Source organism: Catellatospora sp. IY07-71, from assembly GCF_018326265.1.
Taxonomy (GTDB): domain Bacteria; phylum Actinomycetota; class Actinomycetes; order Mycobacteriales; family Micromonosporaceae; genus Catellatospora.
The window spans coordinates 5,414,876-5,439,115 of sequence record NZ_AP023360.1; the positions used below are offsets into that span (position 1 = coordinate 5,414,876).

General features: G+C 71.7%; 16 protein-coding genes. 10 read left to right on the top strand and 6 right to left on the bottom strand.

Translation table 11 applies throughout. The annotated features are described in order from the left end of the window. Positions 1-81 precede the first annotated feature (81 nt). The gene (locus tag CS0771_RS23910; protein ID WP_212843084.1) at positions 82-831 is read right to left on the bottom strand and encodes an SDR family NAD(P)-dependent oxidoreductase; all 750 of its coding nucleotides are present in this window, start codon (positions 829-831) and stop codon (positions 82-84) included. A 277-nt stretch (positions 832-1,108) separates the two neighbouring features. On the opposite strand from CS0771_RS23910, the gene CS0771_RS23915 reads away from it, so the two are divergent. Genes CS0771_RS23915 through CS0771_RS23930 form a run of 4 tightly spaced genes read left to right on the top strand, consistent with a single transcriptional unit; the run spans position 1,109 to position 7,570 of the window. Beyond that, positions 1,109-2,080 (top strand): hypothetical protein, encoded by a 972-nt coding sequence (locus CS0771_RS23915; RefSeq protein ID WP_212843085.1) that lies wholly within the window; start codon positions 1,109-1,111, stop codon positions 2,078-2,080. Next, a complete protein-coding gene (locus CS0771_RS23920) occupies positions 2,077-3,432 on the top strand; it encodes a DUF4145 domain-containing protein (protein WP_212843086.1) in 1,356 nt (451 codons plus the stop codon). Before CS0771_RS23915 ends, CS0771_RS23920 begins: the two co-directional genes overlap by 4 nt. Further along, the gene (locus tag CS0771_RS23925; protein WP_212843087.1) at positions 3,429-6,371 is read left to right on the top strand and encodes a DEAD/DEAH box helicase; all 2,943 of its coding nucleotides are present in this window, start codon (positions 3,429-3,431) and stop codon (positions 6,369-6,371) included. Before CS0771_RS23920 ends, CS0771_RS23925 begins: the two co-directional genes overlap by 4 nt. After that, positions 6,365-7,570 (top strand): hypothetical protein, encoded by a 1,206-nt coding sequence (locus tag CS0771_RS23930; RefSeq protein ID WP_212843088.1) that lies wholly within the window; start codon positions 6,365-6,367, stop codon positions 7,568-7,570. Before CS0771_RS23925 ends, CS0771_RS23930 begins: the two co-directional genes overlap by 7 nt. 100 nt (positions 7,571-7,670) lie before the next feature. Here the strand turns inward: CS0771_RS23930 and CS0771_RS23935 are convergent, their stop codons facing one another. Continuing rightward, a complete protein-coding gene (locus tag CS0771_RS23935) occupies positions 7,671-9,326 on the bottom strand; it encodes a glycosyl hydrolase (protein ID WP_212843089.1) in 1,656 nt (551 codons plus the stop codon). 879 nt (positions 9,327-10,205) lie between these two features. On the opposite strand from CS0771_RS23935, the gene CS0771_RS23940 reads away from it, so the two are divergent. From CS0771_RS23940 to CS0771_RS23950, 3 genes are all read left to right on the top strand, one after another. After that, positions 10,206-11,051 (top strand): SCO2525 family SAM-dependent methyltransferase, encoded by an 846-nt coding sequence (locus tag CS0771_RS23940; protein WP_212843090.1) that lies wholly within the window; start codon positions 10,206-10,208, stop codon positions 11,049-11,051. Then, a complete protein-coding gene (locus CS0771_RS23945) occupies positions 11,026-11,895 on the top strand; it encodes a methyltransferase domain-containing protein (protein ID WP_212843091.1) in 870 nt (289 codons plus the stop codon). Before CS0771_RS23940 ends, CS0771_RS23945 begins: the two co-directional genes overlap by 26 nt. Positions 11,896-12,120: 225 nt before the next feature. Beyond that, positions 12,121-15,675, top strand: a complete 3,555-nt coding sequence (locus CS0771_RS23950; protein WP_212843092.1) for a P-loop NTPase fold protein — start codon at positions 12,121-12,123, stop codon at positions 15,673-15,675. 55 nt (positions 15,676-15,730) lie between these two features. On the opposite strand, the gene CS0771_RS23955 is transcribed toward CS0771_RS23950, so the two are convergent. Continuing rightward, positions 15,731-16,717, bottom strand: coding sequence for an FAD-dependent oxidoreductase (locus CS0771_RS23955; RefSeq protein WP_212843093.1), 987 nt, complete (start codon positions 16,715-16,717; stop codon positions 15,731-15,733). 232 nt (positions 16,718-16,949) lie between these two features. On the opposite strand from CS0771_RS23955, the gene CS0771_RS23960 reads away from it, so the two are divergent. Then, the gene (locus CS0771_RS23960) at positions 16,950-17,867 is read left to right on the top strand and encodes an SCO2521 family protein (RefSeq protein WP_212843094.1); all 918 of its coding nucleotides are present in this window, start codon (positions 16,950-16,952) and stop codon (positions 17,865-17,867) included. A gap of 24 nt (positions 17,868-17,891) precedes the next feature. Beyond that, positions 17,892-18,920, top strand: coding sequence for a DUF6879 family protein (locus CS0771_RS23965; protein WP_212843095.1), 1,029 nt, complete (start codon positions 17,892-17,894; stop codon positions 18,918-18,920). A gap of 4 nt (positions 18,921-18,924) precedes the next feature. Here CS0771_RS23965 and CS0771_RS23970 read toward each other — a convergent pair whose 3' ends face one another. The 3 genes from CS0771_RS23970 to CS0771_RS23980 are packed head-to-tail and all read right to left on the bottom strand — an operon-like array spanning position 18,925 to position 22,981. Further along, entirely contained in the window at positions 18,925-19,998 is a 1,074-nt protein-coding gene (locus CS0771_RS23970; RefSeq protein WP_244870991.1) for an SCO2522 family protein, read from the bottom strand. Beyond that, positions 19,983-20,912 (bottom strand): SCO2523 family variant P-loop protein, encoded by a 930-nt coding sequence (locus tag CS0771_RS23975; protein WP_212843096.1) that lies wholly within the window; start codon positions 20,910-20,912, stop codon positions 19,983-19,985. Before CS0771_RS23975 ends, CS0771_RS23970 begins: the two co-directional genes overlap by 16 nt. A 2-nt stretch (positions 20,913-20,914) precedes the next feature. Then, entirely contained in the window at positions 20,915-22,981 is a 2,067-nt protein-coding gene (locus tag CS0771_RS23980; RefSeq protein ID WP_371821460.1) for an SCO2524 family protein, read from the bottom strand. Positions 22,982-23,039: 58 nt separating this feature from the next. Between CS0771_RS23980 and CS0771_RS23985 the strand changes: the two genes are divergently transcribed. Continuing rightward, on the top strand, positions 23,040-24,206 hold the full coding sequence (locus tag CS0771_RS23985) for a PLP-dependent aminotransferase family protein (RefSeq protein WP_212843098.1): 1,167 nt from the start codon (positions 23,040-23,042) through the stop codon (positions 24,204-24,206). Positions 24,207-24,240: the final 34 nt, after the last annotated feature.

Consider the following 24,240-nt stretch of genomic DNA (forward strand, 5'->3'; position numbering starts at 1 on the left):
AGCCGTATTTCAGTACGCCGTTGCCTGCCCGCTCACCGGCGATGTACAGGCGGCCGTCAATGCCGTACGGCGACGCTGCCGTCACGTACGCAGATAGGAAGCGCCGTTGAGGTCGACGATCGTGCCGGACGCCCACTCGGCCAGCGGTGAGGCAAGCCAGAGCACCGCCGCCGCGATCTCCTCGGGCCGGGCCACCCGCCCGAACGGGCTCTGCGCCCTGATCGCGGCGCCGCCGGGGGAGTCGAGATGCTCGCTGGTCATGTCGGTCTCGACGAAACCGGGCGCCACCGCCGCGACGGCGATCCCCAGCGGGCCGAGCGCGACCGCGAGCGACTGAGTGAGCGAGTTGAGCCCGGCCTTGCTCGCGCCGTACGCCGCGTGAGTCGGCTCGCCGCGGAAGGCGCCCCGCGACGACACATTGATGATCCGGCCGCCCCTGTCGCGCATGTGCCGCGCGGCGCACCAGATCGCGTTGGCCGCACCGACGAGGTTGGTGTCCAGTGTGAGCCGCCACTGGCGTTGCCACTCCTCGTAGGAGGTTTCGAGGACGGGGTGATGCGTGTAGACGCCGGCGTTGTTGACCAGCACGTCCAACCCGCCAAGCGCTTCTGCGGCACCGTCCACCATGGCCCGGACGGCGTCCGGGTCGGCCATGTCGCCCTGAACGACGACGTGTCCGTCACCGGGCAGCGAGTCGCGCAGCTGCTCGGCCGGCCGCACCGACGCGCGGCAATGGATCGCCACGCGATCACCGCCGTCGGCGAACGCCTGCGCCACGGCACGTCCGATTCCGCGGGAGGCTCCGGTCACCAGGATCGCGCGTCCAGACATACTGATCATCATGCCGTAAGGCGTCGCGCTCCCGCTCAGGGGGTCACCGGCCGGCCATCGCCCCGATCATCCGGTGCGACGGGGCCGTCGCGCCAGCGATCCCGCAGCAGTCGACTCGAGCCCGCTACCGCGCCACGCTCCTTCGAGAACGTTTGTCCGATCACGACTGCTGTGCTTTCCTATAAGGCTTTGCGCTTTCGTCTCAGCGAGATCCGGGGAAGACATGGTCATTCGACACCTGCTGGGCGCTGTCACGTATTCGGCGGTAAGGGCGTCGTTGAACGGGCCGGCACGTCCGGCCGTCATCGACCTCAACAGCTCGCCCCTGCGCCGGTTGGGCGTGTGCGGGCTGTGGAGCCTGCGCAGGAGCTTCGGGGCCGAGCGCGTGGCCATGGCGCTCGGCGAGGCGGCGCTGCCGGGCTGGACCATGGTCAGAAGCCCGATCTGGCACGGCGTCTCGTCACTCGGCCGGTTCGCGTATGTCGGCCCAGACCGTGCGGTGCTGGTCGAGTCGGTCCTCGACGAGGAGAACAGCAGTGCTGTCGCCAGGCTCGACGACGCGGCAGGCGAACTCGCCGCGGTGCTGGGGCGCAGCTCCGCAACGGTGGGTGCCGTGGCCTGCGTGTCAGGCGACGTCGAACCACGTGACCTTCCCGGCCCCTCCGGCCGGCTGGTGACGGTGACCGGGACCACCTGGCTGTGCGGCCTGCTCCGGAGCCGCTACGTGGTGGACGGACCGGAACGCGCGGTCGGGCCGCCCGCCATCGCGTCCGACGGCCCGCGGCGTGCGGCGCAGCGTGCCCTCTACGTCGAGCTGGTCGACAAGCTGCCCGGCTGGTGGACGGTTCCGGAACTGGTGCTGGACGACGGGGGCGGCGAGCCGTTCGACCTGGTCGCAGTCGGCTGCACGGGGGTCCTCGTCGTGGACGTCTCCCAGGACCTGACCGACATCCGGGTGGCCCGGCTGGCGCGCTGGACCAGGCGGCTGCGTACCGTGCTGCCGGTCAGCGACGTCATCCCGGTCGCGATCTCGTCCGGCCCTGACGTGTACGGGCCGCAGACCGACGACGCCGGCTACCAGATCGCCTGGATCGACCCCGACCGGCTGGCGGCGTTCGCCGCCGGCCTGAGTTGCCGCGGGGTGGACGTGCAGCAGCTCGCGCTGCTGAACCAGCCGACGCCGTTCTGGTCCCGGCGGGTCCGGCGCGACGCGTCCGGTGTCACCGTGCAGATCGGCTCGCCGGCATGATCGACCCGCTCGACCAGCTCACCGCGGCCTCGCGCAACTTCGCGTTCCTCGGTCCGGTGGCGCCGCGCATGGGCGCCGACGCGGCCGCCGCCGAGTATTACGCGTTCTCCGATCCGGACGCGGCGATGGGCCGGGCACGGCGCTTCGCCGAGGAGTTCACCCGCTCGCTCAGCGGTCCCTTCACCGGCAAGGAGCCCAGCCTGCACGAACGGGTGCGCAGGCTCGTCGCCGGCGGCGTGGTGCCCGGCAGGCTGGTGCCGCTGCTGGACACCGTCCGCCGGCACGGCAACGAGGCGGTGCACCAGGGCTCCGGTGACGTCGCCAAGGCGCTCGTCTCGGTCGAGCACTGCTTCCGGCTGGCGGTGTGGTGGCACGAGCACACGCAGGGCAGCCCGCCCGGGCACGCGTACGTTCCTCCGTCGGCGGCCCTCGGCCGCTCCCTGGAGCTGCGCCGCCTGGTCGAGGCGTTCGAGAAGGCGGTGGACGCTCCGCCGCCGCGGATCGTGATCGCGCCGCGCGCCGCGCCCGCCGAGGACTGGGCGGGCGGTGTGGAGGTGACCGGCGGGCCCCACCGCTACGTGGTGTACGGTCCAGCCGAGGTCAGCGAGGCACCCGACCGGTCGTGGGTCTTCCGTGACGCGGCGGCGCGGCGGCACGACGCGTCCAACGAGCCGGTCCGGCTGCGTGGTGTGCGGGGTGCCGGGGCGGCCTATGAGCAGCTGGTGCGAGGCCTGGACCGGCAGTCGGCGCTGCTGGCCGAGCTCGGCGGGCGGCCGGGGCTGCCGCGGCCGGTCTGGCGCGGCGCCGACGGCGACGCCGAGCTGCTCGTCGCCGCCCCGCCGGCCGGGGTGAGCTGGCAGGAGCGGTTCGGGCTCGGCCCGCAGCCGCTGGATCCGCTGGTGGTGCCGATGGCGCTCAGTGCGGCGATCGACCTGGCGAACACCCTCACGGCCCTGCACCAGGCCGGAGCGACCCACCTCGCGCTCTCCGGCCGGTCCGTGCTCGTCGGCAGGGACCGGCGCGGGGCGCTGCGCGACCTGGGCCACGCGGGGCTCGCGGCGCTGCCGCCCGCCGCCGACGGCTACCCGGCTCCCGAGCAGCGGGCGAGTGCCTACGGACGACCAGGCCCGGCGTCCGACGTGTACCAGGTCGCCGCGCTGCTGCACCACACGTGCGCCGGAGCCGCGCCGGGAGGCGGGCCGGTGGTGCTCTCCCCGCACGCCCCGGCCGGCCTGGCCGAGCTGCTGGCCGCGGCCCTCGACCCGGAACCCCGCCGCCGTCCCGACCTGCGCACGTTCGCCGGACGGCTACGGCGAGTCCGCACGCATCCCCACCCGGAGGCGACCCTGTGAACCCATCGCCCGTACACCTGCCCGGCGCCGTCGCCCTGCTGCCCTCGCCCGGGTTCCTGGACGACATCGGCAACCAGTTCAGCCCGCTGCTGCACGAACTCAACCTGCTCGCAGGGCAGGGTGTGCTCCCGGCCCGGCTCGAAGAGGACGACCGCGGCTGGCGGCTGTTCCTGCATACCTCGACCCGGGTGCTGCGGCTGTATCCGAGCCGGGGCGGTGACGCGTACACCATCGCCCGTGCCCATCCGCGTGGCTTCCGGGACGAAGCGGCGCTGCTGAAGCAGGCCCTGCTGCTGACCAGCCGGCACGGCTTCCGTGCCTTCCCGGACATGGGCGAGTTCAACCGCAGCGTCGCGGGCAGCCGGGTGATCCGGTCGAACCACGACGACACCCTGTGGGATGCCTGGAACGCCCAGCTCGACGCGCCGGCGCCGCACGCGTCACCCCACGAGCACCGCCTGGCCCTGATGGACCTGGTGGTGCAGGCGGCGCGCGACATCGAGCTGGGGCGGGTGGCCGAGCGCGCGCCGCACCAGTACGCCTCCCGGGGTGACGCCAAGGAGGAGCGGCATTCCGCGCGCGGCGTCTACCGGTTCCGCATGCTGCGGCGGCCCGAGCTGGCCGTGAACACGGTGGTGTGCCTCGGCGACGCGCCGGACCTGCGCGGTGTCGTCATCCGGGTCGACGGCAACGAGGTCACGGTGCGTTTCGAACCGGGCGCGGACTTCCGGCGCATCGGGGCGCAGGGCACACTCATGGTCCTGCCCAGCGACCGGGTCTTCCGCGCCCAGCTTAAGGCGATCGATACGCTCCGCCGCGGCGGCGGCCGCAATCCGCAGCTACTCGACGCGCTGCTCGACGGCGCCGTCCGCCCGTACGCGCCGGACACGTCCGTGCAGCCCGCGGGCAGGCTCGACGGCGACCAGCGCGAGGCACTCGGGCGGTCGGCCGCGGTGCCCGACGTCCTCTGCGTGCTGGGCCCGCCCGGCACGGGCAAGACCACCACCATCGTCGAGATGGTCCGGGCCGCCGTCCAGCGCGGAGAGCGCGTCCTGGTCACCTCGCACACCCACCGGGCCGTCGACAACGTGCTCGAGAACCTGCCCGCCGACATGAACGTCGTCCGGTTCGGCAACGAGGACCGGATGTCCGCCCGGGTGAAGGCCCTGTCCGCGGAGAGCCAGGCCGAGACCGCCCGCAGGGAGATCCTCGCCGACACCGCCGCGCTCGACCAGCTCGCCGCCCAGCACAGCCACCGGCCGCTGGCCGAGCAGCACCTCACCCACCTCGACGATCAGCTGCGGCGGCTGACGGCCGCCGAACAGGAGACACGACGGCTCGACGCCGCGCTGCTCGACGTGGTCGCGCCGGCCGGTTCCCCGCTGCGCCGGGAACTCGACCAGGCCGCCGCGGCGATCACCGGGCACCGCGAGCAACTCGCTCAGCTGCAGCGGGCGGTCGACGCCGTCGGCCGCCGGATCGCGTTCGCCCGGCGGATCGCCGCCGACCTGCCATTCCTGGCCTTCCTCAGCAACTGGTTCATCGCCTGGCAGAGCGGCCACGCCGCAGCCGCCGGGCAGTCGCAGGCACGTATACGGGTGGAGCTGGCCGCCGCCGAGGCCGCCCACCGATCCGTACTGCAGCAGGCCGAAACCCTGGCCGCGAGCACCCCCGCCGCCCGCGGGCTGCTCGAAGCGCGGGCGGCGGCCCAGCGGGCGACGGCCGCGGCCCGCGCGCAGGCCGAAGCCTCGTCGGGCGCGCTCGGCCTGCTGCTCGGGCCGCTGTTCGCGCCGCCGGCGCCGCAGCCGACGGTGGAGGATTGGCGCCGCTACCACGGCGACTGCCGGTCCGGGTTCGACCTGATCGAGCGGCGGCACGCGCTGTTGCAGGAGTGGCGGGCCCGCTGCGGCGACCTGACCACCGAACTGCAGAACGAGATCGCCCGCTACGCCGACGTCCTCGGCGCGACCTGCATCGGCACGGACACCTCCGCCCGGATCGCGGAGATGGAGTTCGACCTGACGATCGTCGACGAGGCGGGCCAGATCTCCCTGCCCAACCTGCTCGTGCCGCTGATCCGCTCGCAGCGGATGGTGCTCGTCGGCGACCACCGGCAGCTGCCGCCCTACCTCGACGACGAGCTGCGCCGCTGGGGCGACGATGTCGCCCGTCACCAGGGCTTGACCGCTCAGGAGATCGGCCAGGTTCGGGACCTGCTGGTCAAGAGCGGTTTCGAGACGCTGTTCCCCCGGCTCGGGCCCGCCAACGCCGTCTGGCTGCGCACGCAGCGCCGCATGCCCGCCGAGATCGCGCAGTTCGTGTCCCGCGCCTTCTACGACGGCAGGCTGGCCACCGAACACCCCGGCGCCCGCCCTGCCGACCTGTTCAGGAGCCCGTTCGCCATGGTGAACACCGCCGACCGGCCGCTGGGCGAACGCGGCGAGACGGCGCTGAACGGGCCGCGCGGCGGCTTTCGCAACGAACTGGAAGCAAAGATCATCGCGGACCTGCTGGTCCACCATCAGGAGCAGTATCCGACCTGGGCGGTGATCGTGCCGTTCAACGCCCAGCGGGAGCTGGTCCTCAAGGAGCTGAACGTGCGGCAGGGCCTGCCGCTCGACGCGGCGGAGCACGTCGGCACCGTCGACTCGTTCCAGGGCGGCGAGCGCGATCTGATCATCTTCGGTTTCACCCGGAGCAACGCGGCGGGCCGGATCGGGTTCCTGCGCGAGCTGCGCCGCTTCAACGTGGCCGTCACGCGGGCACGCCGGCTGCTCGTCCTCGTCGGGGACCTGGACACGCTGACCGCCGCGGAGCACCGGGCGTTCCGCGACGTCATGCGGGACATGCGTACGCACCTGACGGGCAGCGGCCACGTACGCGGTTCCATCGAGATCGAGAAGGACCTGCGCGAGCGCGGAATGGGGCAGCCATGGTGAAGCGGGTCATCTATCCGGCGACGCGAGCGGTCGAGCACGCGATCGCCCAGCCCGGCGTGCGGCCGGTCAGGTTCTTCCCGGTGCTGTGGCCCCTGTGGGAGGTCCAGACCACGGCCGAGATCCACGACGAGCAGGCCTTCGAGATCATCGACCATTTCCTGCTGCGGGCGGTCGACGAGGCCGACCTGCACGACCCGGCCCGGCTCGCCGGTTTCCTCGGCCTGCCGCCCGGCATCGTCGACAGGTGCCTGCGCTTCCTCACCATGATCGGGCACGTCACGATCGACGGCGGCGGCGTCCGGCTCACGCCGCTGGGCAGGCAGTCGCTGCAGGCAGGCGTCCGGCTGGTCCCCAAGACCAGCAGCCAGACGCTGTACTTCGAGCGGCAGACCGGCCGGCCGCTGCCGCGCCGGTACTACGACGCCAAGGTGCCGTTCCTGGACCGGCCCGAGGTCGCGCCCGAGCAACTGGCCGACGGCACCCGGTTCCTGTCGGTCTTCACCGTCGCACGGTTCCAGCCCGAGTGGCTCACCTGGCTGGAGAGCAACCCGCAGCGCGCCGATTACAACCTGCCCGGCCTGCTGCGCGACCTGCGGCAGGACGGCCAGCGCGAGGCATACCTGCCCAGTTATCTGATCGAGACCGCCGACCGCCGCATCCTGGCCTACACCGCCTGCTCGGGTGAGCGCGACGACTTCCTCGAGCAGGTGTACCACAAGACCACGATCGGCAGCTTGATCGAGGCGCAGGGCGTGCGGGAGCCCGCCGAGACATGGAACCGGTGGCTGTCCAACTCCGCCGCGTTCGGCCGGGGCAAACTGCGGCACCGCGGTGACCTGTGGCAGGTGACGCTGCCGGCGGACGCGTTCGGCGACCACCCGAAGGTGTCGCTGTCGCGCCTGGGCGGATACCAGTTCCGGGAGAACCACTTCATCCAGGTGTGGTGCGACGACGCCGCGACCCGCAAGCAGGCGCTGGCGCAGCGGTGCCGCGGCATCGCCCGGCAGGCCGACGTCTCGTCGGTGACCGAGCTGGTACGCCGAGTCCAGGCGCTCGCCGACACCCTTGAGGTGCCGCACATCGACCTCGCACAACTGCGCCGCGAGGCCGAACGGGCCAACGACCACGCCTGCCTGCACAGCCTGCGCCTTCTCGAAACCGGAGCGGCGGGCCGGGCCACAGGTCAGCGTGCCCGGTAACGGCCGATTCGACGCAGATCCCCGTTTCAAGGCCGGAGTAGGTCGATCGGCCTTGAAACGGGGATACTGCCAGGCGATCAGGTGGTGGTGAGGCACCGGATCAGGGTGCGGCGCAGTTCTCCGCCGCGTAGCCGACCGCCGCGTCGAACAGTGCTCCGCCACCGGACGCGAAGGCAGCCGGGCTCGTCGCGCTCGCCGGGAACGCGATCCGGCAGCCGGGTGCGGGCGTCCCGCCGACCATGCTCGCCCCGGACTCGTACACGAAGATGCCGGGCTGCCCGGAGACGGTCGCCACCGTCGTGGCACCGCCGGCACCGGTGTCGGGTATCCCGAAGCCGATGGTCTGGTTCGTGGCGTAGAGGCCGACCGTGCCGGTCCGGCCGGCGGCGAGCGGATGACCGGCAGCGGTGATGACGGCGGAGGACGCGGAGACGTTGCCGTAGCTGACGTCCGCGGTGGCGCCCGTCATCCGCATGTCGTCGTAGATCCACGGCTTCCACGTCAGGACGGGCACGGCGACGTCCCGGAACCGCGAGGTGAGGCTCGAGGACACCGACGCCGAGATCAGCACCGCGGCCTGACCCGTGGCGTCGCCTGCCGTGACCGTGCCGTCGTCGGCGAGGGTCACGGTGTGGCCCGCCGCGGTCAGCCGGTTGCGGACCGCGGTGTCACCCGTGGTGAGTGCGGCCGGGTCCCCGACCACGAAGAGCAGCCCGCTGCCGGGCGGTGGCGGGGGCGGGGGTTCGGCCGCGCCGCCGAAGTACGGGTCCGCGCCCATGGCCGCGAAGGCGTCGCGGGACTGCGCCGAGGAGTCCGCCCACCAGTCGCACGCCGGGTACTGGCTGTTGTCGTGCTCGGTGTGGAAGTAGAGCAGGCCGCGGAACTGCTCCCACCCGGGCTGCTTGAACAGCGCCTGCGCGGCAGCCAGCCACGCCGCCTTCCGGTTGGGCTGGGCGGGGTCCTCGACCGTGGCGAACTCGGGCAGCCACAGCTCCTCGCCCGGATGCTGCGTCCCGAACTGCCGCAGGGGCTCGATGATCGACTGCAGCGACTTCCAGCCCTCGTTGCTGCCCCGGCAGGTGTACCAGTTGTAGGAGTCCGCGCCGATGCCGTCGACGACGTCGTCACCCGGGTACCACTTCTCCGCGCGGCGACGGTCGGTCGGATTGACGAAGAAGCTGTAGTCGGTCATGGTCAGCAGGTACTTCGCATTCGTCACGCCCTGCGCGCGGAATACCGTGACGATCCGGCGCCATGCGTTCTTGAAATCCGTGGCGTCTCCGTTCTGGAGGTTGGTCGACGCCTCGGGTTCATGGTTGAAGATGAAGTAGATCGGTGCGCCCCAGCTCTTGATCCTGGCCGACCACGACACGATGTCGTCGTAGATCGCCTGGCCGGGCGCCGCGTTCGCGATGCTGCTCCACGGGATCCGCTGGCCGTTGAGCCGGCGCGCCTTGACCGACAGCAGCAGCGTGTGGTTCGTGCTGCGCAGCCAGTTGTGGTAGCTGTCCGGGAACTGCTGGTCCCACAGCACGAAGATGCGGGAGCCGCGCAGGCTCTGGCCGAGCGACGCCTCGAGGTTCTGGACCGCCTGCTGCTCGCTCTCACCCCCGCGGCGGCCGACGTGCGCCCCCCAGATCATGGGCTCGGCGGCGGCCGTCGCCGGCGCGATCGGTCCCAGCAGAGCGGTCGTCAGCACCATGCTCAGGGCCAGCAGCCCTCGGCGCTGGGCGGGACGTGGGCGAATCCTGTTCATGGTGGCAGCCTCCGTGCGTTGTCGGCGCGAACTGAAGGTTCCCCCCAGGGCTGCTAGATCATTTTCCCCGCCTGGGCGCGTTCAGGTTAGTTGCTGCGCACAGCGCGTAGTGGGACCACGCCACGTGTGGCGGCCACTGTCGTCGGACTGACAGGCGGCCGCGGCGGCTATACCTCGCCCGCTCGGCGGGCCGGATGCCGCCCAGTTGCCAGTGAACTGTCCGCCGTCCGGCTGCCGATGGCGGCGAGCGGGCTTGATCAATTCATCCATATCGCTGTCCTGGCCTCGACCGGCGGTCAGATCTGCGCGGGTAGCCGCAGAGCCGGGAGTCGTCGGCCCGGGACTGGGCGTCCCCCGGAGCGGCTCGGATCGACCGCTTGGACCGGTGCCCGCAGGCGACGGCCAGGCTTGTTGTTTCCGCAGCTCAAGGCTGACATCGGCCGCAGATCTGAATCGTGCCCGTTGATGCGGACGGCGCTGGACCGCGATTGTTCGCCGAGCATCTTCGGCGAATCGGGACGATGCGCTCGGCCGGGTGGGGGATGCTGAGCTAACGATATGCCCGCGACGTCGTTGAACGTCGCGTGCGTGGCTGCTCGAACTGGCCCGCGCGAGGTACTATAGACAGTCTCCAATCTAAATGGCTGTGCGAATCGAACTCGCTTCGGGTGGCGTTGACCGCCCCGGCGGGCATCGGTGAGCCGCCAGGTCGTCGCGGACGCCCAATCGGACGAATCGGTGCAGGTCCGACACGCGGTAACGGTGACGGCGCGTATGCAAGAACCACCCAGATTGATAGAGTTCCGCCACCGCGGTCGGCGCACCTTCCGGGACACCAACGGGAATGCTCTGCGGCAGTCATCGACCGAACGGAGCAGAGTGTCCGCCACCGGGAAGGCAAGCCTCGTGCCAGCTGTCAACAACGCCGAGTGCCCCTGGGACCTGTTCGACTCCGAGTCGTATCAGCAACGCAACTATGCCACGCTGCACGAACTGGACCAGATAATCATCCCGAAGCTGGCCCGCTTCTTCGAGGAGCAGAACCTCGGCGGCGATCTGGAGGCGGTCGACGTCGGTCCGGGGACGAATCTCTACCCGGCGATGTCGATGCTGCCTTTCGCGAAGAGCATCACTCTGCTGGAGTACTCCTCGACCAACATCGCCTGGTTAGAGGACGAGATCGGCAGCTACCGTGAGTCATGGAACGCATTCTGGCGGGCGCTGGCCGACAGTTCTGACCACTATGGCGCCATCGCCGAGCCGGGCGTGCTCCTGAAGGAGGTCGCCGACGTCCAGAAAGGCAGCATCTTCGATCTCGCCGAAGGCCGGTGGGATCTGGGAACGATGTTCTTCGTCGCCGAGTCCATCACCGGGATGCGGGACGAGTGCGCGAAGGCGACCACCAGGTTCGTGCGTTCGCTGAAGCCCGGGGCACCGTTCGCGGCCACGTTCATGGAGAACTCCCGGGGATACGTGGTCGGCGGACACACCTTCCCGGCCGTGGCCGTCACGGAGGTGGACGTGCTGACGCTGCTGCGTGACGTGGCCTGCGACATCACGCTGCACCCCATCCGGTCACCTCACCTGTTCCGTCACGGCTACGACGGAATGATGCTGGTCACGGGTGTTCGCAGCGACACTCGAAGCGAACCCGCACGCGAATCCGGATGGGCCACAATCAGCGGAAGGACCGGCCGACGTGACCGACAGCACGCCGCGCGCTAGCCTCGAGACGAAGGCTGCGATCGACAAGGCATTCACGACCTACGACATCCAGGCGTGCCTGTACGACACCCGCCGGGTCAAATACCTGCAGGACGCGATCGTCAAGACCGTGGCGCCCGGTGACGTCGTGGTGGACGCCGGCAGCGGCACCGGTCTGCTCGGCCTGCTCGCCGCCAAGGCGGGCGCCAGGCGCGTCTACTGCCTGGAGTTCAACGCCGACTTCATCCCCGTCATCGAGGAGAACGCCCGGCGCAACGGCCTCGCGGACCGGATCATCGCGATCCACGCGGACGCGACGAGCTGCGACCTCCCCGAGGCCGTCGACGTCGTCATCAGCGAGGTGATCAGCGCCGGGTTCTTCTACGAGCCGCAGCTGCAGATCACCAACAATCTGCGCCGCTTCCTCAAGCCCGGCGGCGCGATGATCCCGATGGGCATGCAGAACTACGTCGAACTCATCTCGGCCCAGGAGGACGTCTACGGCCTGAAGCTGAACTTCGACACCAGGTTCACCGAGCTCGAAGAGGATCGCCCGCTGACCGACAGCCGGCAATATCTCGACAACAGGTTCGAGGACTGGACGGATCCGGCGATTCGCGGACGAGCACGGCTCAAGGCGTCGACGGCCGGCCGGGCGAACGCCGTCAGAATCGCGTACCGGATCGACTTCGCCGAGGGGATCTCCGGCGACAAGCCGACCGACTTCCTGCTGAATCCGCAGGTCGTGTTCCTGGAGAAGCCGATCGACCTGCAGGCGGGTGACCAGTTCGACATCTCTTTGGACTACGTGGCCAGCAACAGCCCGCTGGAGGCCGACATCACCATCACGGCCGTCCTGTCGTGAGTTCCGTGGCGTAGCGTCCACATCGGATGACAATGGATCCATCCTCGAGATGGGATCCGGATGTCGGTGACGGACGAAGGCACGTGGATCGGAAGCCAACCCGGGGGTGTCGGCGCCCTCGCCGCCTGGACCTCGCCTGACGGACGACCGCGTGTCGCGTCATCCGGCACCGACGGCTCCATCCAGATCTGGGATCCCGAATCGGCCGAGCAGGTGGGCCCGCCGGTGCCCGGCCACGCGCAGCTGGTGCTGAGTCTCAGCGCGTGGGAGTGGCCCGGCGGCCGGCTGCTGGTTTCGACCAGCGAGGACGGCTCCGTATACGCCTGGGACGTCGCGTCGGACGACCCGGTGGGAACCCGCCTCGACGGCCACCGCGGCTGGGTGCCGACGGTGTGCTTCTGGGACACACCGGCCGGGCCCCGGCTCGCCACGGCGGGCCAGGACGACGGCACCGTACGCCTGTGGGATCCCGTCGCCGGGGCCGAGCTGGGTCCGCCCCTGCTCACCGGCCAGAGCCGGCTCGCCGCGCTGGCGTCGTGGCCGACAGCCGATGGTGACCTGCTCGCGGTCGGCTTCGACGACGGCCGCATCGAGATCTGGGACCTCGCCGCCCGGCGTCGCGCCGATCGGCACAACCTGCGCCATGACGGCGGGCTGTGGGCGCTGTGCGCGTGGACCGATACCACCGGCGCGGCCCGGCTGGCCTCCAGCGGACGCGACAACCGGATCCGGCTGTGGGACCCGGCCACCGGTGCGGCAGCCGGCGAGCCGCTCGCCGGCCACAGCGGATGGGTGCCGATCCTGACGACGTGCCCGCAGCCCGGCGGCGGCACCGCGCTCATCTCCGCGGCGGCCGACGGCACCGTCCGCATCTGGGACGTGTCGGCGCCCGCACCCACCGGGCGGCTGATCGAGGGCACGGGCGGCGCGCTGCCGTCCGCCGCCGTGTGGACCTCGACCGGCGGATCGCCACGGGTCGCCGTCGCCCAGCGCGCCGGGGTGTGCTCGTACGACCTCGCCACCGGCCAGGCCGCAGGAAACCCGCTGGTCGGTCATGTCGCGGGCATGTGGGCGCTGACGAGCTGGCCGGAGCCGGACGGCACCCACCTCGCCCTCGGCGGCGACAGCGGCACGGTCCAGGTGTGGAACGCCGACACCGGCCAGACCGTCGGCCGGCCGCTGACCGGGCACACCGCGGCGATCTGGCAGGTCGTCCACTACCGCGACGCGGCCGGCCGGTCGATGCTCGCCTCCACCGGCGACGACGGCGCCGTGCGGCTGTGGGACCCGCAGGCCGGGACGCCGGTCGCCACCCTGCTCGGGCACCGGGAGTGGGTTCCCGCGCTGATCGCCTGGACCACTCCGGCGGGCGCCCCGATGCTGATCTCCGCCGGGATCGACGGCACGATCCGGCGCTGGGACCCGCTGACCCGGTCCGCGATCGGCCCGCCGCTGACCGGCCACCGGGGGCGGGTGCTGTCACTGGCCGTGTGGGAGGGCCCGGCGGGACCGCGGCTCGCCTCCGGGGGTGACGACGGCACGATCCGGATCTGGGACCCGGTCACCGGCGAACCCGCCGCCGAGCCGTGGACCGGACACGACGGGTGGGTGCGTTCGCTGTCGGTCTGCCAGGGCGTCGGGCCCCACCTGCTGATCTCCGGCGGCTACGACGGGACCGTACGGCTGTGGGACCTGGACACCGGAGCGCCGGCCCACGAGCCGCTGCGGGCACACCCCGACCGGGTGAGCGCGGTGTGGGCCTGGGCCGAACCCGACGGCGGGGCGCGGCTGGTCAGCGCCGGTGCGGACGGTGTGATCCGCCGCTGGGACCTGGACCGGGCGCAGCTGCTGGAACCGGCGCTGCGCGGGCACGAGGCCGGCATCTGGGCCGTGACCGGCTGGACCGACGCGCAGGGCGAGGTCAGGCTCGCCACGTCGGGTCAGGACGGCACCGTGCGGCTGTGGGACCCGCGGCACGCTCGGGCCGTACGCACGCTCGAGATCGGCCCGGTCTCCATCTGGGGTGTGTCCGACGCCCCCACCAAACGCGACGTCATCGGCCGGCAGGCCCTCGCTGACGCCATCGCCCAGCAGATCCGGCACCCTGGCAGCGTGCCGGACGGCGACGGGCCCACGGTGGTCGGCATCGAAGGGCCGTGGGGATGCGGCAAGAGCACACTCATGAACCTGGTCCGCGAGCTGCTGCGTGGGCGCCACCCCGTTCCGGCGGTTCCGCAGGGGCGTGGCCTGAGCGTGCGCGCGGCGCTCCGGCACATCGCCGAGCCGGGCACCGGGCCGCGGCCGGTGGCGGCCGCGGGCAGCGCGGGCGTGGTCACCGCCTGGTTCAATCCGTGGGCCTACCAGTCCGGTGAGCAGATCTGGGCCGGGCTGGCCAGCGAGATCATCGACGCGGCGGACGGCGTCCTCTACACGACCACGGCGGACAAGCAGGCGTACTGGCTTCGCCGCAACCTCGGCCAGGTCGACCGCTTCGCGCTGCGGCGGGCGCTGCGGCGCCGGACCCGCTCGCCCGTCTTCGGCCTGTCCGCCGCGGCGTTTCTCGCCCCGGCGGTGGTGACGCTGCTCGGTGTCGAGGACCCGGTCTCCCTGGCCGGGGTGTCCGTGGGCGCGACGTGGCTCGCCGCCGGCGTGGCGGCGGCCACGATGCTGGCGGGCGTCGCGCACACCCTGTGGCGCCGCCGGTTCGGGCTGGCGTCGGCCTACCTTCCGCCGGAGCTGCTGGACGGCCCGGCCGTGGACGTGCCGCGCCTGGACGGGCCGGCCGGCGCCGAGCCGGAGCCCGATCCGCTGCGGCGGGCCCGGTCGGGCGCGCTCTACCTCTACCAGCACCACGTGGCCGATCTGATCGATGATCTCACCGCAGCCGGTCACCAGCTGGTCGTGTTCGTCGACGACATCGACCGGTGCCGTCCCGGCACGATCACCGAGGTGTTCGAGGCGATCAACGTGTTCCTGGCCGACGTGGTGTCGCGCAGCGGGCTGCGGGCGCAGTTCGTGGTGGGTCTGGACTCCGGGGTGGTCGCCGGCCACCTGGACCAGCTGTACCGCGATCACGGCGACCCGGTGGCGGTGCACCACGGCGAGGACCCCTCGCCGGGCTGGGCCTTCCTGCGCAAGCTGATCCAGTTGCCGGTGCTGGTGCCGCAGGTGTCCGATCAGGGCCTGGCACGGCTCGTCGACTCGGTGACCGGGCAGGGGGCGCCACCGCCGCGTCCGGCCGTGCCGGTGCAGCGGGCGGCCGCGCAGCTGCCCGCTCCGCTGGTGACCACGGTCGCGGCGCACCGGCCCGCGAGCCGCCCGGTGCGCGCGGCGCACACCCGGGTGCAGACCCTCACCTGGCGCTCGGCGGAGCGGCATCCGCAGGTGCGCGCCCTGCTGCTCGATCGGCTGCGGGCACAGCCGGTCCGCTCGATCCGCGAGACGAAACGGCTCATCAACGTGTGGCAGCTGTACGCCCGCCTGATGGAAGGCCTGGACCCGCAGTCCCGGCCCGACGCACTGATCGCCAGGGCACGCCACCTGCTGATCCTGGCCGAGATCGTCACTCGCTGGCCCGCGTTCCAGCGTGGTCTGCACCGCCACGTCGGCGGGACGCGCGGCCTGCGGCTGCTGGCCGAGGCCGCTGCGGACGAACAGGCATGGCAGGAAGCGGTGCGCCGGCTCGGCCTCGACGGCTCAGCCGGGTTGACCGGCCTGCGGGAGCTGCTGATCGGGCACGGCGGGGTCGCGGTCGCGGAGCTCGCCGATCAGGTGCTGTGACGGCGGCTATGCCGGTCGTGTCCCGGCGGCGCCGGATGCCACCACCGGCAACGGCTCAATCCTGCCGGCCGGGTTCGTCGAGGGCGGCGCGGACCAGGGCGGCTGCTTCCAGGGCGCAGCCCCAGGAGACGGTCAGGCCGGAGCCGCCGTGGCCGTAGTTGTGCACGATCACCCGCCCGTCGGCGTCGGTGCGTTCGAGCCGGATCCGCGGTCGTTTGGGCCGGGTGCCGGTCCTGACCTCGACGATCTGGGCGGTGGCGAGCTGCGGCTCGATTTCGGCGCACCGGCTCTTGATCTCTTCGGCGACGGCGTCGTGGTCCAGCGCGGCGCCCTCGGCGACGGCGCAGCCGCCCAGGACGACGAGGTCGCCGTGGGGCAGGATGTAGGTCAGGTCGCCGTGTTCGGCGTCATCCTGGAAGAAGCGCACCACCGGCGGGTCGGGGTTCTTCACGACCACCAGCTGTCCGAGCACGCCCTGCATGGTGGGGTCGGGCACGAGTTCGCGCGCGCCGATGCCGGCGCAGTTGACGATGACGCGGCCGAGGTCGGCGATCTGCGCGAACGAGTCGATGGTGCGTTCGGACAGGGTCGCCCCGGCGCTCAGCAGCCGGTCCTGCAGGTAGGCGAGGTAGGTGGGCATGTCCACCAGGGGCACCTCGTAGTGCCAGCCGCTGTGGAACCTGCCGCGCAGCTCGTGGGGTTCGCAGCGGCGGAAGCCGGGCATGGCCGCGGCCCAGGCGGGCGGTTCGGCGTCGGCGGCCTCGGCGGCGTCGATGCCGGCCACGATGCGCACGCCGCAGCCGTCGGCCGCGAGCTGTTGCAGGATCTCGCGCGTCTGGCGGCTCCATTCGAGCCCCCGCGCGTCGCCCTCGAGCATGTACGGCCCCCAGCTGGCGCCGGCCGCGTACGACGTCCGCTCCGACAGTGCCTGGTGGGACAGCACGTGAACGGACAGTCCGGCCTCCGCCAGGCACACTCCGGTGGTCAACCCGGACACCCCCGCGCCGACGATGATGACGTCGGCCTTCACTGGAATCACCATTCGATTACATTAACGTGTATCTACGCACGAAGAGGAGTCGCTTCGTCGCCCTGGGCGACGGAATCCTTGCCGTACAACGCATCCGGGATTGCCGAGCAACATCACTGTCAATGCCTGAATGTGTCGTCCAGCCGATCGGATGACACGTGATCAGGGGAGCGTCGGCCCATTGCATCGATCGGTCACCATGGGGTGCAATGAAACGCAGCCGGCGGCATGCGGGGGGTGCGGGGTGGCCGAACATCTGGTGACGGTGGGCGAGGTGCACACCGGACTGCTGCGCAGCTCCACCGCACTGGCCGCCACCGACACCGAGGCACTGCTCGACCTCGTGCAGGGCCGCCAGGTGCGCCGCTCGGAGCGGCCGATCGCCCACGCCCAGTCACCCGACCGCCACATAGGCGTCGACTGCCCGCTCGCAAGCTCCGGCGCCCGGGTCCGCGGCGTCGGCACGGTCTGCACCCGCGCGACGATCACCGGCGGCCACGTCGCCCAGGCGTCGGCCTACGCGCGGGTGGTCCGCGGCACCGCCGGCCGCCGCCTGCCCTGGTCGCACTACCTGGCCACACCCGGCACCATCGAGACGATCGGCAAGGTCGACGCGGGCCGGATCACCGACGCCGTCCTTACCGGCGAGCCCGGCGACGCGCTCAACCTCGACGCGATCGGCAACCGCACCCTCGACCAGGTGCAGCACGACCACCGCCTCGACCACCGGCCCGCCTTCCGCACGGCCCGCACCCGGCTGCGCTGGGCGGCCGGACCCCCGGGCACGCTCGCCACGCTCAGCCTCCGCGTCGACGACCCGACCACCCGCACCCTGCGGCTGCGCCACACCGCCGCCGACGACCACGCCATCGTCGAGTTCTGCGAGGACCTCGCGTTGCACGACTGGCTGCTCACCACCCTGCTCGCGATGGTGGAGAGCCGCCCGGCCGGGTCCGCGCGCGCGGAGACCGTCGCGCGGGTGCGTCCCGCGATCGACTTCCTGCTGCACCTGTGGATGCCGGCCGCCCGCACCGACCCAGCCGTCGAGGAACTCTGGCGCGACCTCGAACACCGCCCCGGGTTCAGCCGCCAGTGGCGCGTCAACGTCGACCGCATCCGGGATCAGCTCGCACTGGACACCATCGAACGGCTGGGACGCTGACCGCCTCGACCGATCGGAGAGCGTATGGCCGCCCCGAAGTTACCGACGACCCCGACCGGCAGCTTCCGTTCCCGGATCCTCACCAAGGTGGGCGTCTCCGTGCTGTTCGGCCTGGTGGCGTTCGCGCTCGCGCAGGCCCTGGGCGGCGACCTGACGACCGACGTGGTGCTGGGGCTGGGCCTGTCGGTGTTCATCTCCGGCGTCGCCTTCATGACCCAGTTCCTCATCGAGGTCGATCACCGGGTCGCCAGGGTCAGCGCCGGGCTGGCCGTGCTCGACCACAGTTTCGCCCAGCACGTCGCCGGCACCCGAGTCATGATCAAAGACGAGTTCGCGAAGGTGAACGAGGCCACCCAGCTGTTCGGCGCCGTCGAGGCGTCGGCGCTCAACACCGATGCCATGACCCAGCTCGTCAAGAACGCGACCACGATCGGGCGCACGCCGCGCTCCCTGCTCTTCGACTTCTCGCGGGCCGAGATCGCGCGCCTGTCCGGCTACCTCAAGGACCTCGGGCAGGCCGGTGACGTCACCTACGAGGGCGAGGACCGCGACTGGCTGCTCGGGCTCACCAAGGTCGCCGCCGAGTCGATCGACGCGACCAGCCTGACCACCGTAGACGCGGGCGGCCGCAACTCCGTCGACGGCGGCCTGTGGACCAGCGACCTCGGCCAGCTCTACATGGAGGCGCAGCGCGAAGCGGTCCGCCGCGGGGTGACCATCCGGCGGGTGTTCATCATGGACCGCCCGATCCAGATGGACGGCGAGTTCACCAACATCCTCGACCAGCACGTCGCCATCGGGGTCCAGGTGCGCACGCTCAACCCGTCCGACATCAAGGGCACCCGGCGGGCCACCCTGTTCGACTTCATCGTCTTCGACGGCGTGCTGAGCTACCAGTCCACCACCGCCTCGCGCATCAACGAGACCAACCGGCCCATCATCATCACCACGACCCTGGTGACGAACCTGGACCGGGTCAGCGAGCGCAAAGACCGCTTCACCGACCTGTGGGCGTCCGGCAAGCCCTACCCCGGCCCGGCCGCCGGAACCTGAGCCTTCACCGCCAGCGGCTGCCGGTGAAGGCGTACTCGATCCGATCGATGACCTCCGCCGGCAGCGTCAGCTGCTCCCGCTTCGCCCGCGCCTGCACCTGGGCGGTCACCGCCCGCTCCACCGCCACCTGGCTCAGGATGGTGCGCACCGCCTGCTCCACCGGCATGAACCGGCCACCCAGTACCGAGAACGTCCGGTATGCCGAGAAGTGCGCCGCCTCGGGGCGCAGCCGGATCACCGGCGGCAGGTCCGCCCAGTCCTCGGGCAACTCGCCCTCCCACAGCTGCGGCTCCGCCACGATCGCACCCCGGTCGCGCAGCATGCCCAGCCGCAGCAGATGCCACACCGCGGCCAGGAACGCGCACGACCACAGCCGCCCGTCCGCCTCGTCGCGCCACAGCTCCACGTCGACGAAGACCGAGTGGTTGCCGGCACTGTTCTCGCTCGGCCCCCGCCAGCTCGCCCCGGACCGCATCGCCTCGGCCACGTCCACGGCGGGGCTGCTCGCTCCGTTGCTGCGCCAGCCCGACTCGGCGGTCGGCGGGCGCAGGTCCCGCCCCTGCTCACGGGTGCCGTTGGTGAGCCAGCCCGCCTCGTGCTCGGCCTCGCCGACGCCGCTGGCACCCGGCGCCGGATCGGGGACGAGCTGCGCCTGCACCAGGCTGGCCAGCGGGACTCCGGACGCGACGGCGCAGGCGGACTCCCGGGCCAGGTAGTCGATGGTCAGACCGGCCTGCTCGGCCGCCAGCCGCAGCTGCGGGATGACCGCCCGCGGCGACCAGGGCAGGTCGCTGCGGGCCAGCCGGCCCGCCACGTCCGGCCGGGTGAAGTAATCGTCGACGAGGAAGCAGGTGCTGATCCTGGGCGTACGCGGCGCCACCCCGGCCCGGCACACCGCCATGGCCGTCCGCACCCACGGTGCGACCTGCTCGAACGTCTCGCGCAGCCGGGCCGGTCCGGCGATGTAGTCCTCCATGTACAGGTGCCCGAGCTCGATCGACAGGTGCGCCAGCGGCAGCTCAGCGACCCGGTCCTGCGCGGCGGCCTCGACGTATACGGCGCTCACAGCATCGCCCACGCATTCTCGCTGTCGAGATTGCGGGCCAGCGCCACGAACGCCTCCACCGTCTCGGCATTGGCCACCTGCCGCGACACCGTGTCGGTGTCCGTGATCAGCTGCTCGCGCCACTGCAGCACCGGGTCCAGCGGGACCGAGCCGATGGTCGTCGTACGCCCGATCCGCAGTTTCGTGGCCAGCGCCTTGAGATCGGTGTCGCACTTGCGCAGCCAGGCCACCTGCTCCGGGCGCAGCCCGGCCAGCGAGTCGGACTCCGGATCGACCACGGCGGTGCGCACGAAACGCACCCGCTCCAGCAGCCACGCGGGGTCGAGTTGGGGCGTGCCGTTGTTCGCTCTGCCCAGCTCCAGCAGCCCGTGCTTGCCGAAGACCAGCCCGTGGGCGGCGATGATGTGCTGGCGGGTCCAGCGGTGGAACACCAGCCAGCGGCTGTCCACCCGCTGCAGCTCCGGCAGCGCCGTCGCGGCCAGCACGATCTCGGTGGCGTGCGAGCGCCCGGCGCTCAGGTCGATCAGGCAGACGTCGAACTCGGCGTCCAGGCGGGCGAGCAGGCGCGCGCAGCGCTTGACGATCTCGCGGGTGCCGGGGAACTCGCCGCCGAACTCGTCGCCGGGAAACAGCACCAGCTTGCCCGCCCGGCTGGGCCGTCCGCGCAGGCTGGACCGGTCGGAGTGCGACCACACGTCCAGGCGCAGCGGCGGGTCGGCCCGGCCCTGCAGGAAGGAGTGGATCCCGCCAGTGGCCGCGCCGCGGCGCACCGAGTCGATGTCGAAGATCGTCCCGGCGGTCGGCGAGCCGAAGTCGAAGTCCAGGTAGGCGACGTTGCTGCCGGTCAGCGCCCTGCGATACGCGAGGTTGCTGCTGGTCACCGACCGGCCGGTGCCGCCCTTGTCCGAGGTGGCGAAGACCAGCATGATCAGAAGACCTCCGTCGTGTCCCGCGACGCGACGAGGGAGTCCAGGTCGGCCAGCGCCAGCAGCAGCAGCGACACCGCGGTGCCCGGCCGGGAGGGCATGATCTCGCGGGCTCTGCGGATCCGCTGGCGCACCGCCTCCAGCCGCTTGCGTTCCGGTGCGCCGCTCTCCGACGTGCCCGCCAGCAGCTCCTGGGAGTAGAGGTGGTCCGCCTCGGCCAGCAGGCTGTGCGCGTGGTCGAGCAGCGACTCGCTGCGCAGGGGCTGGTCGTAGGCCAGACGCGCGGCCAGGACCAGGCTCTCCACCACCCGGACCGTGTGGTGCCAGGACGGGCTCGGGTCGCCGGGCTCCAGCGGGTAGACCCGGCTCGGGTCGTCCCACAGCCCCGGCTCCTCGTCCACGACGCTGCGCCGCAGCGCGACGTGGTCCCACAGGTCGTCGGCGAGGCTGACGGCCTCGCCCCGCAGGTCGATGCGGTCGACCAGCCCGGCGACCATGACGGCCCGCTTGAGCAGCAGGGGCGCGAAGTCGGCGGCCACCCAGCTGAGCCGCGGCGAGAACTCCGTGGCGCCCTCGACCTCGATCGCGACGCCGGGGGAGTGCAGCTTCAGCGCGGGGTCCTCACGCAGCGGCCGCCGGGTCATCCGGCTGCGGTTGGCGAGCTCGGCGAGGATCTCCCCGAGCCGCTGCAGGTCCAGATCGTTCGGGCGGACGGACAGGTTGCGGGCCGCGATCGAGGTCACCAGGAGGCTGAAGTAGTCCGACTCGACGCCGTCCACGGTGCGCCACGGGATGTCCTGCAGCGGCCAGCGCTTGGTGCCGAACGAGGCGACGATGGACCAGTACCGCTGGGTGAGGTCCCAGCGCAGGCGCAGCGCGGTCGCGATCTTCAGCTGTTCGTCGTCGAGCAGGCGCAGCAGCCGGGTGCGGTCGTTGTTGAGGTCGGCGATGGCGTCGAGCGCCACCACGGTGAAGTACAGGTACGGCGCGTCGAGCGCCACACCGGGGACCTGCTGGCCGAGGTCGACGGGGAAGTCGACCGGCGTGGCGTTGTTGTGCACGCTCCAGGACCAGCCGCACTCGAAGAGCATGTCCTCGCGTTCGATCTGCTCGACCTGGGTCAGGCCGACGGTGAGGTCGCGCAGGCCGGCCGCGACCTCCCGCAGCGACACCCGAAGGTCCTCGACCACCCGGCGGTGCGGCTCATTGCCCTGGTTCACCGTGCGCAGCAGCGTCGTCGCGAACTCGCCGTCGACGGGGAAGACACTGATCGAGAAGCTGCGCAGCAGGCCGATCATCGCGGCCGACAGCCGCCGGCTGGCCGCCTCCTCGACCTTCGCCAGCCGTGCCCGCAGCTCCGGACGGGTCACCGACCTGCTGAAGACCTTGATGAAACCGAGCGACGACAGCATGAGCGGGATCGAGGCCGCGAACGACTCGACCACCGGCAGCGCGCGCTGCTCGGCGGTGGGCTCCTCGCCGGGGAACAGGGGAGAGAAGTAACTGCCGCCCGAGAAGATCGGCGTGCCGTCGGGTGCGGTGTAGCGCTCCAGGTACTCCATCACCAGCCCGATGAGGAACTGCGGAATGTCGATCGCGCCGCCGAAAGGGCGCAGCACCGCCAGCAGGTCCTCGTCGGTGGAGTTGGGCTCGTCCAGCCGGAACTGCGGGATCTCGGTGGACGGCAGCATCAGGCAGAGGAGCTGCTCGGCATCGGAGATCGAATTGGAGCCGTCCCGGCCGCCCCAGCGCCATTCCCGCTTTCCCCGCGAGCCCGGCACCGGGGCGAAGGCGACCCTGGCGGTCGCGCTCCAGATGTCCATGAGTTCTTGCCTCGGCTTGATTCTCATGCGCCAGGACACCATCCCCACGGTAACGGCCTGCCGCCGCCCTGGCCTGCTCAGGCGGCGGCTCAGCAGGCATCGCAGCGCGAGCGGGCGGCGGTCTAGATTAGATTGCTCGCCACATCGTATGTCACGGATGCCACGATGTCCTTTCCTGCACATGCGAGAACACACCGACGATAGACGACTCCGCGGCCGAATGAAGCGACCGGGAGAAGGGCGCATGAATCCGCCTTTCGAGATCCGTGCTTCCGCGATTCGCCGACGTCCCTATGGTGGGTCGGTGGACATCCATCAGGCGAAGATCCAGTACGTCAGCCGGCCGGGCATTCTCGACCTGGCATGGGGTCATCCGCGGCCCGGGCTGCTGCCCGTCGAGCAGTGGCTGGACGCGGCGGGCGGCGCGCTGCGCTCACACGGGTGGCAGGCCCTGACCTACGGCGCCGCGGCCGGGCCGCGGCCGCTCGTCGAGTGGCTGACCGGCCATCTGGCCGAGGCTGCCGACGGCGGCACGCGCACCTCGGAGATCTTCGTCAGCAACGGCGCCTCCCACGGTCTCGCGCTGGCCGCCGAGCTGCTCGTCAAGCCCGGCGACGTGGTGCTGGTCGACTCGCCGACCTACCACCTCGCCTTCGGGACCCTGCGCGATCGGGGCGCCGAGCTGGTCGGGGTGCCGGCCGACGCGGAAGGGATGGACGTCGCCGCCACTGCGGAGCTGATCGGGAGGCTGGCGCGCGGCGGGCGGCGCGTCCCGATGCTGTACCTCGTGCCCACGTTCGCCAACCCGACCGGCCGCTGCCTGCCCCGGCAGCGCCGGGTCGAGCTGGTCGAGCTGGCCGCCCGCACCGCACTGACGATCGTGGAGGACGACACGTACCGCGAGCTGGCGTACGAGGGCGCGGCACCGCCTTCGCTGTGGAGCCTGGGGGAGCGCGGCACCGTCGTCCGGCTCGGCACGTTCGCCAAGACCGTCGCACCCGGGCTGCGGCTGGGCTGGATCAACGCCGACGCCGCGTTCGTGCGGCGGCTGACCGGCCTCGGGTACATCACCAGCGGTGGGGGAGTCAATCACACGACGGCGCTGAGCATGGCCGCCTTCGGTGCCTCCGGGGCCTACCTGAGCCATGTCGCCGACCTTCGCCGCCACTACGCCGCACAGCGTGACGCGCTCCTGGCGGGCCTGCGTGAATCAGCACCGGACCTGCGGGTGTCGACACCGGACGGCGGCTGGTTCCTGTGGGCCGAGCTGCCCCCGCCGCTGACGGCGGGCGAGCTGGCGCCGGCCGCCGAGGCGAACGGGGTCGCCTTCGTGCCGGGGTCCCGGTTCTTCGCCGACGGCACCGGCGGCCGGTCCCACCTCCGGTTATCGTTCTCGATGCTGGCAGCCGACGACCTGGCCGAGGCCGCGGCCAGGCTCGGCCGGGCAGTGGCGCAGTGCTCGCCGTCCTGAGGCCCGCCCGGCCGCGGTCATACCGGCCGCGGCT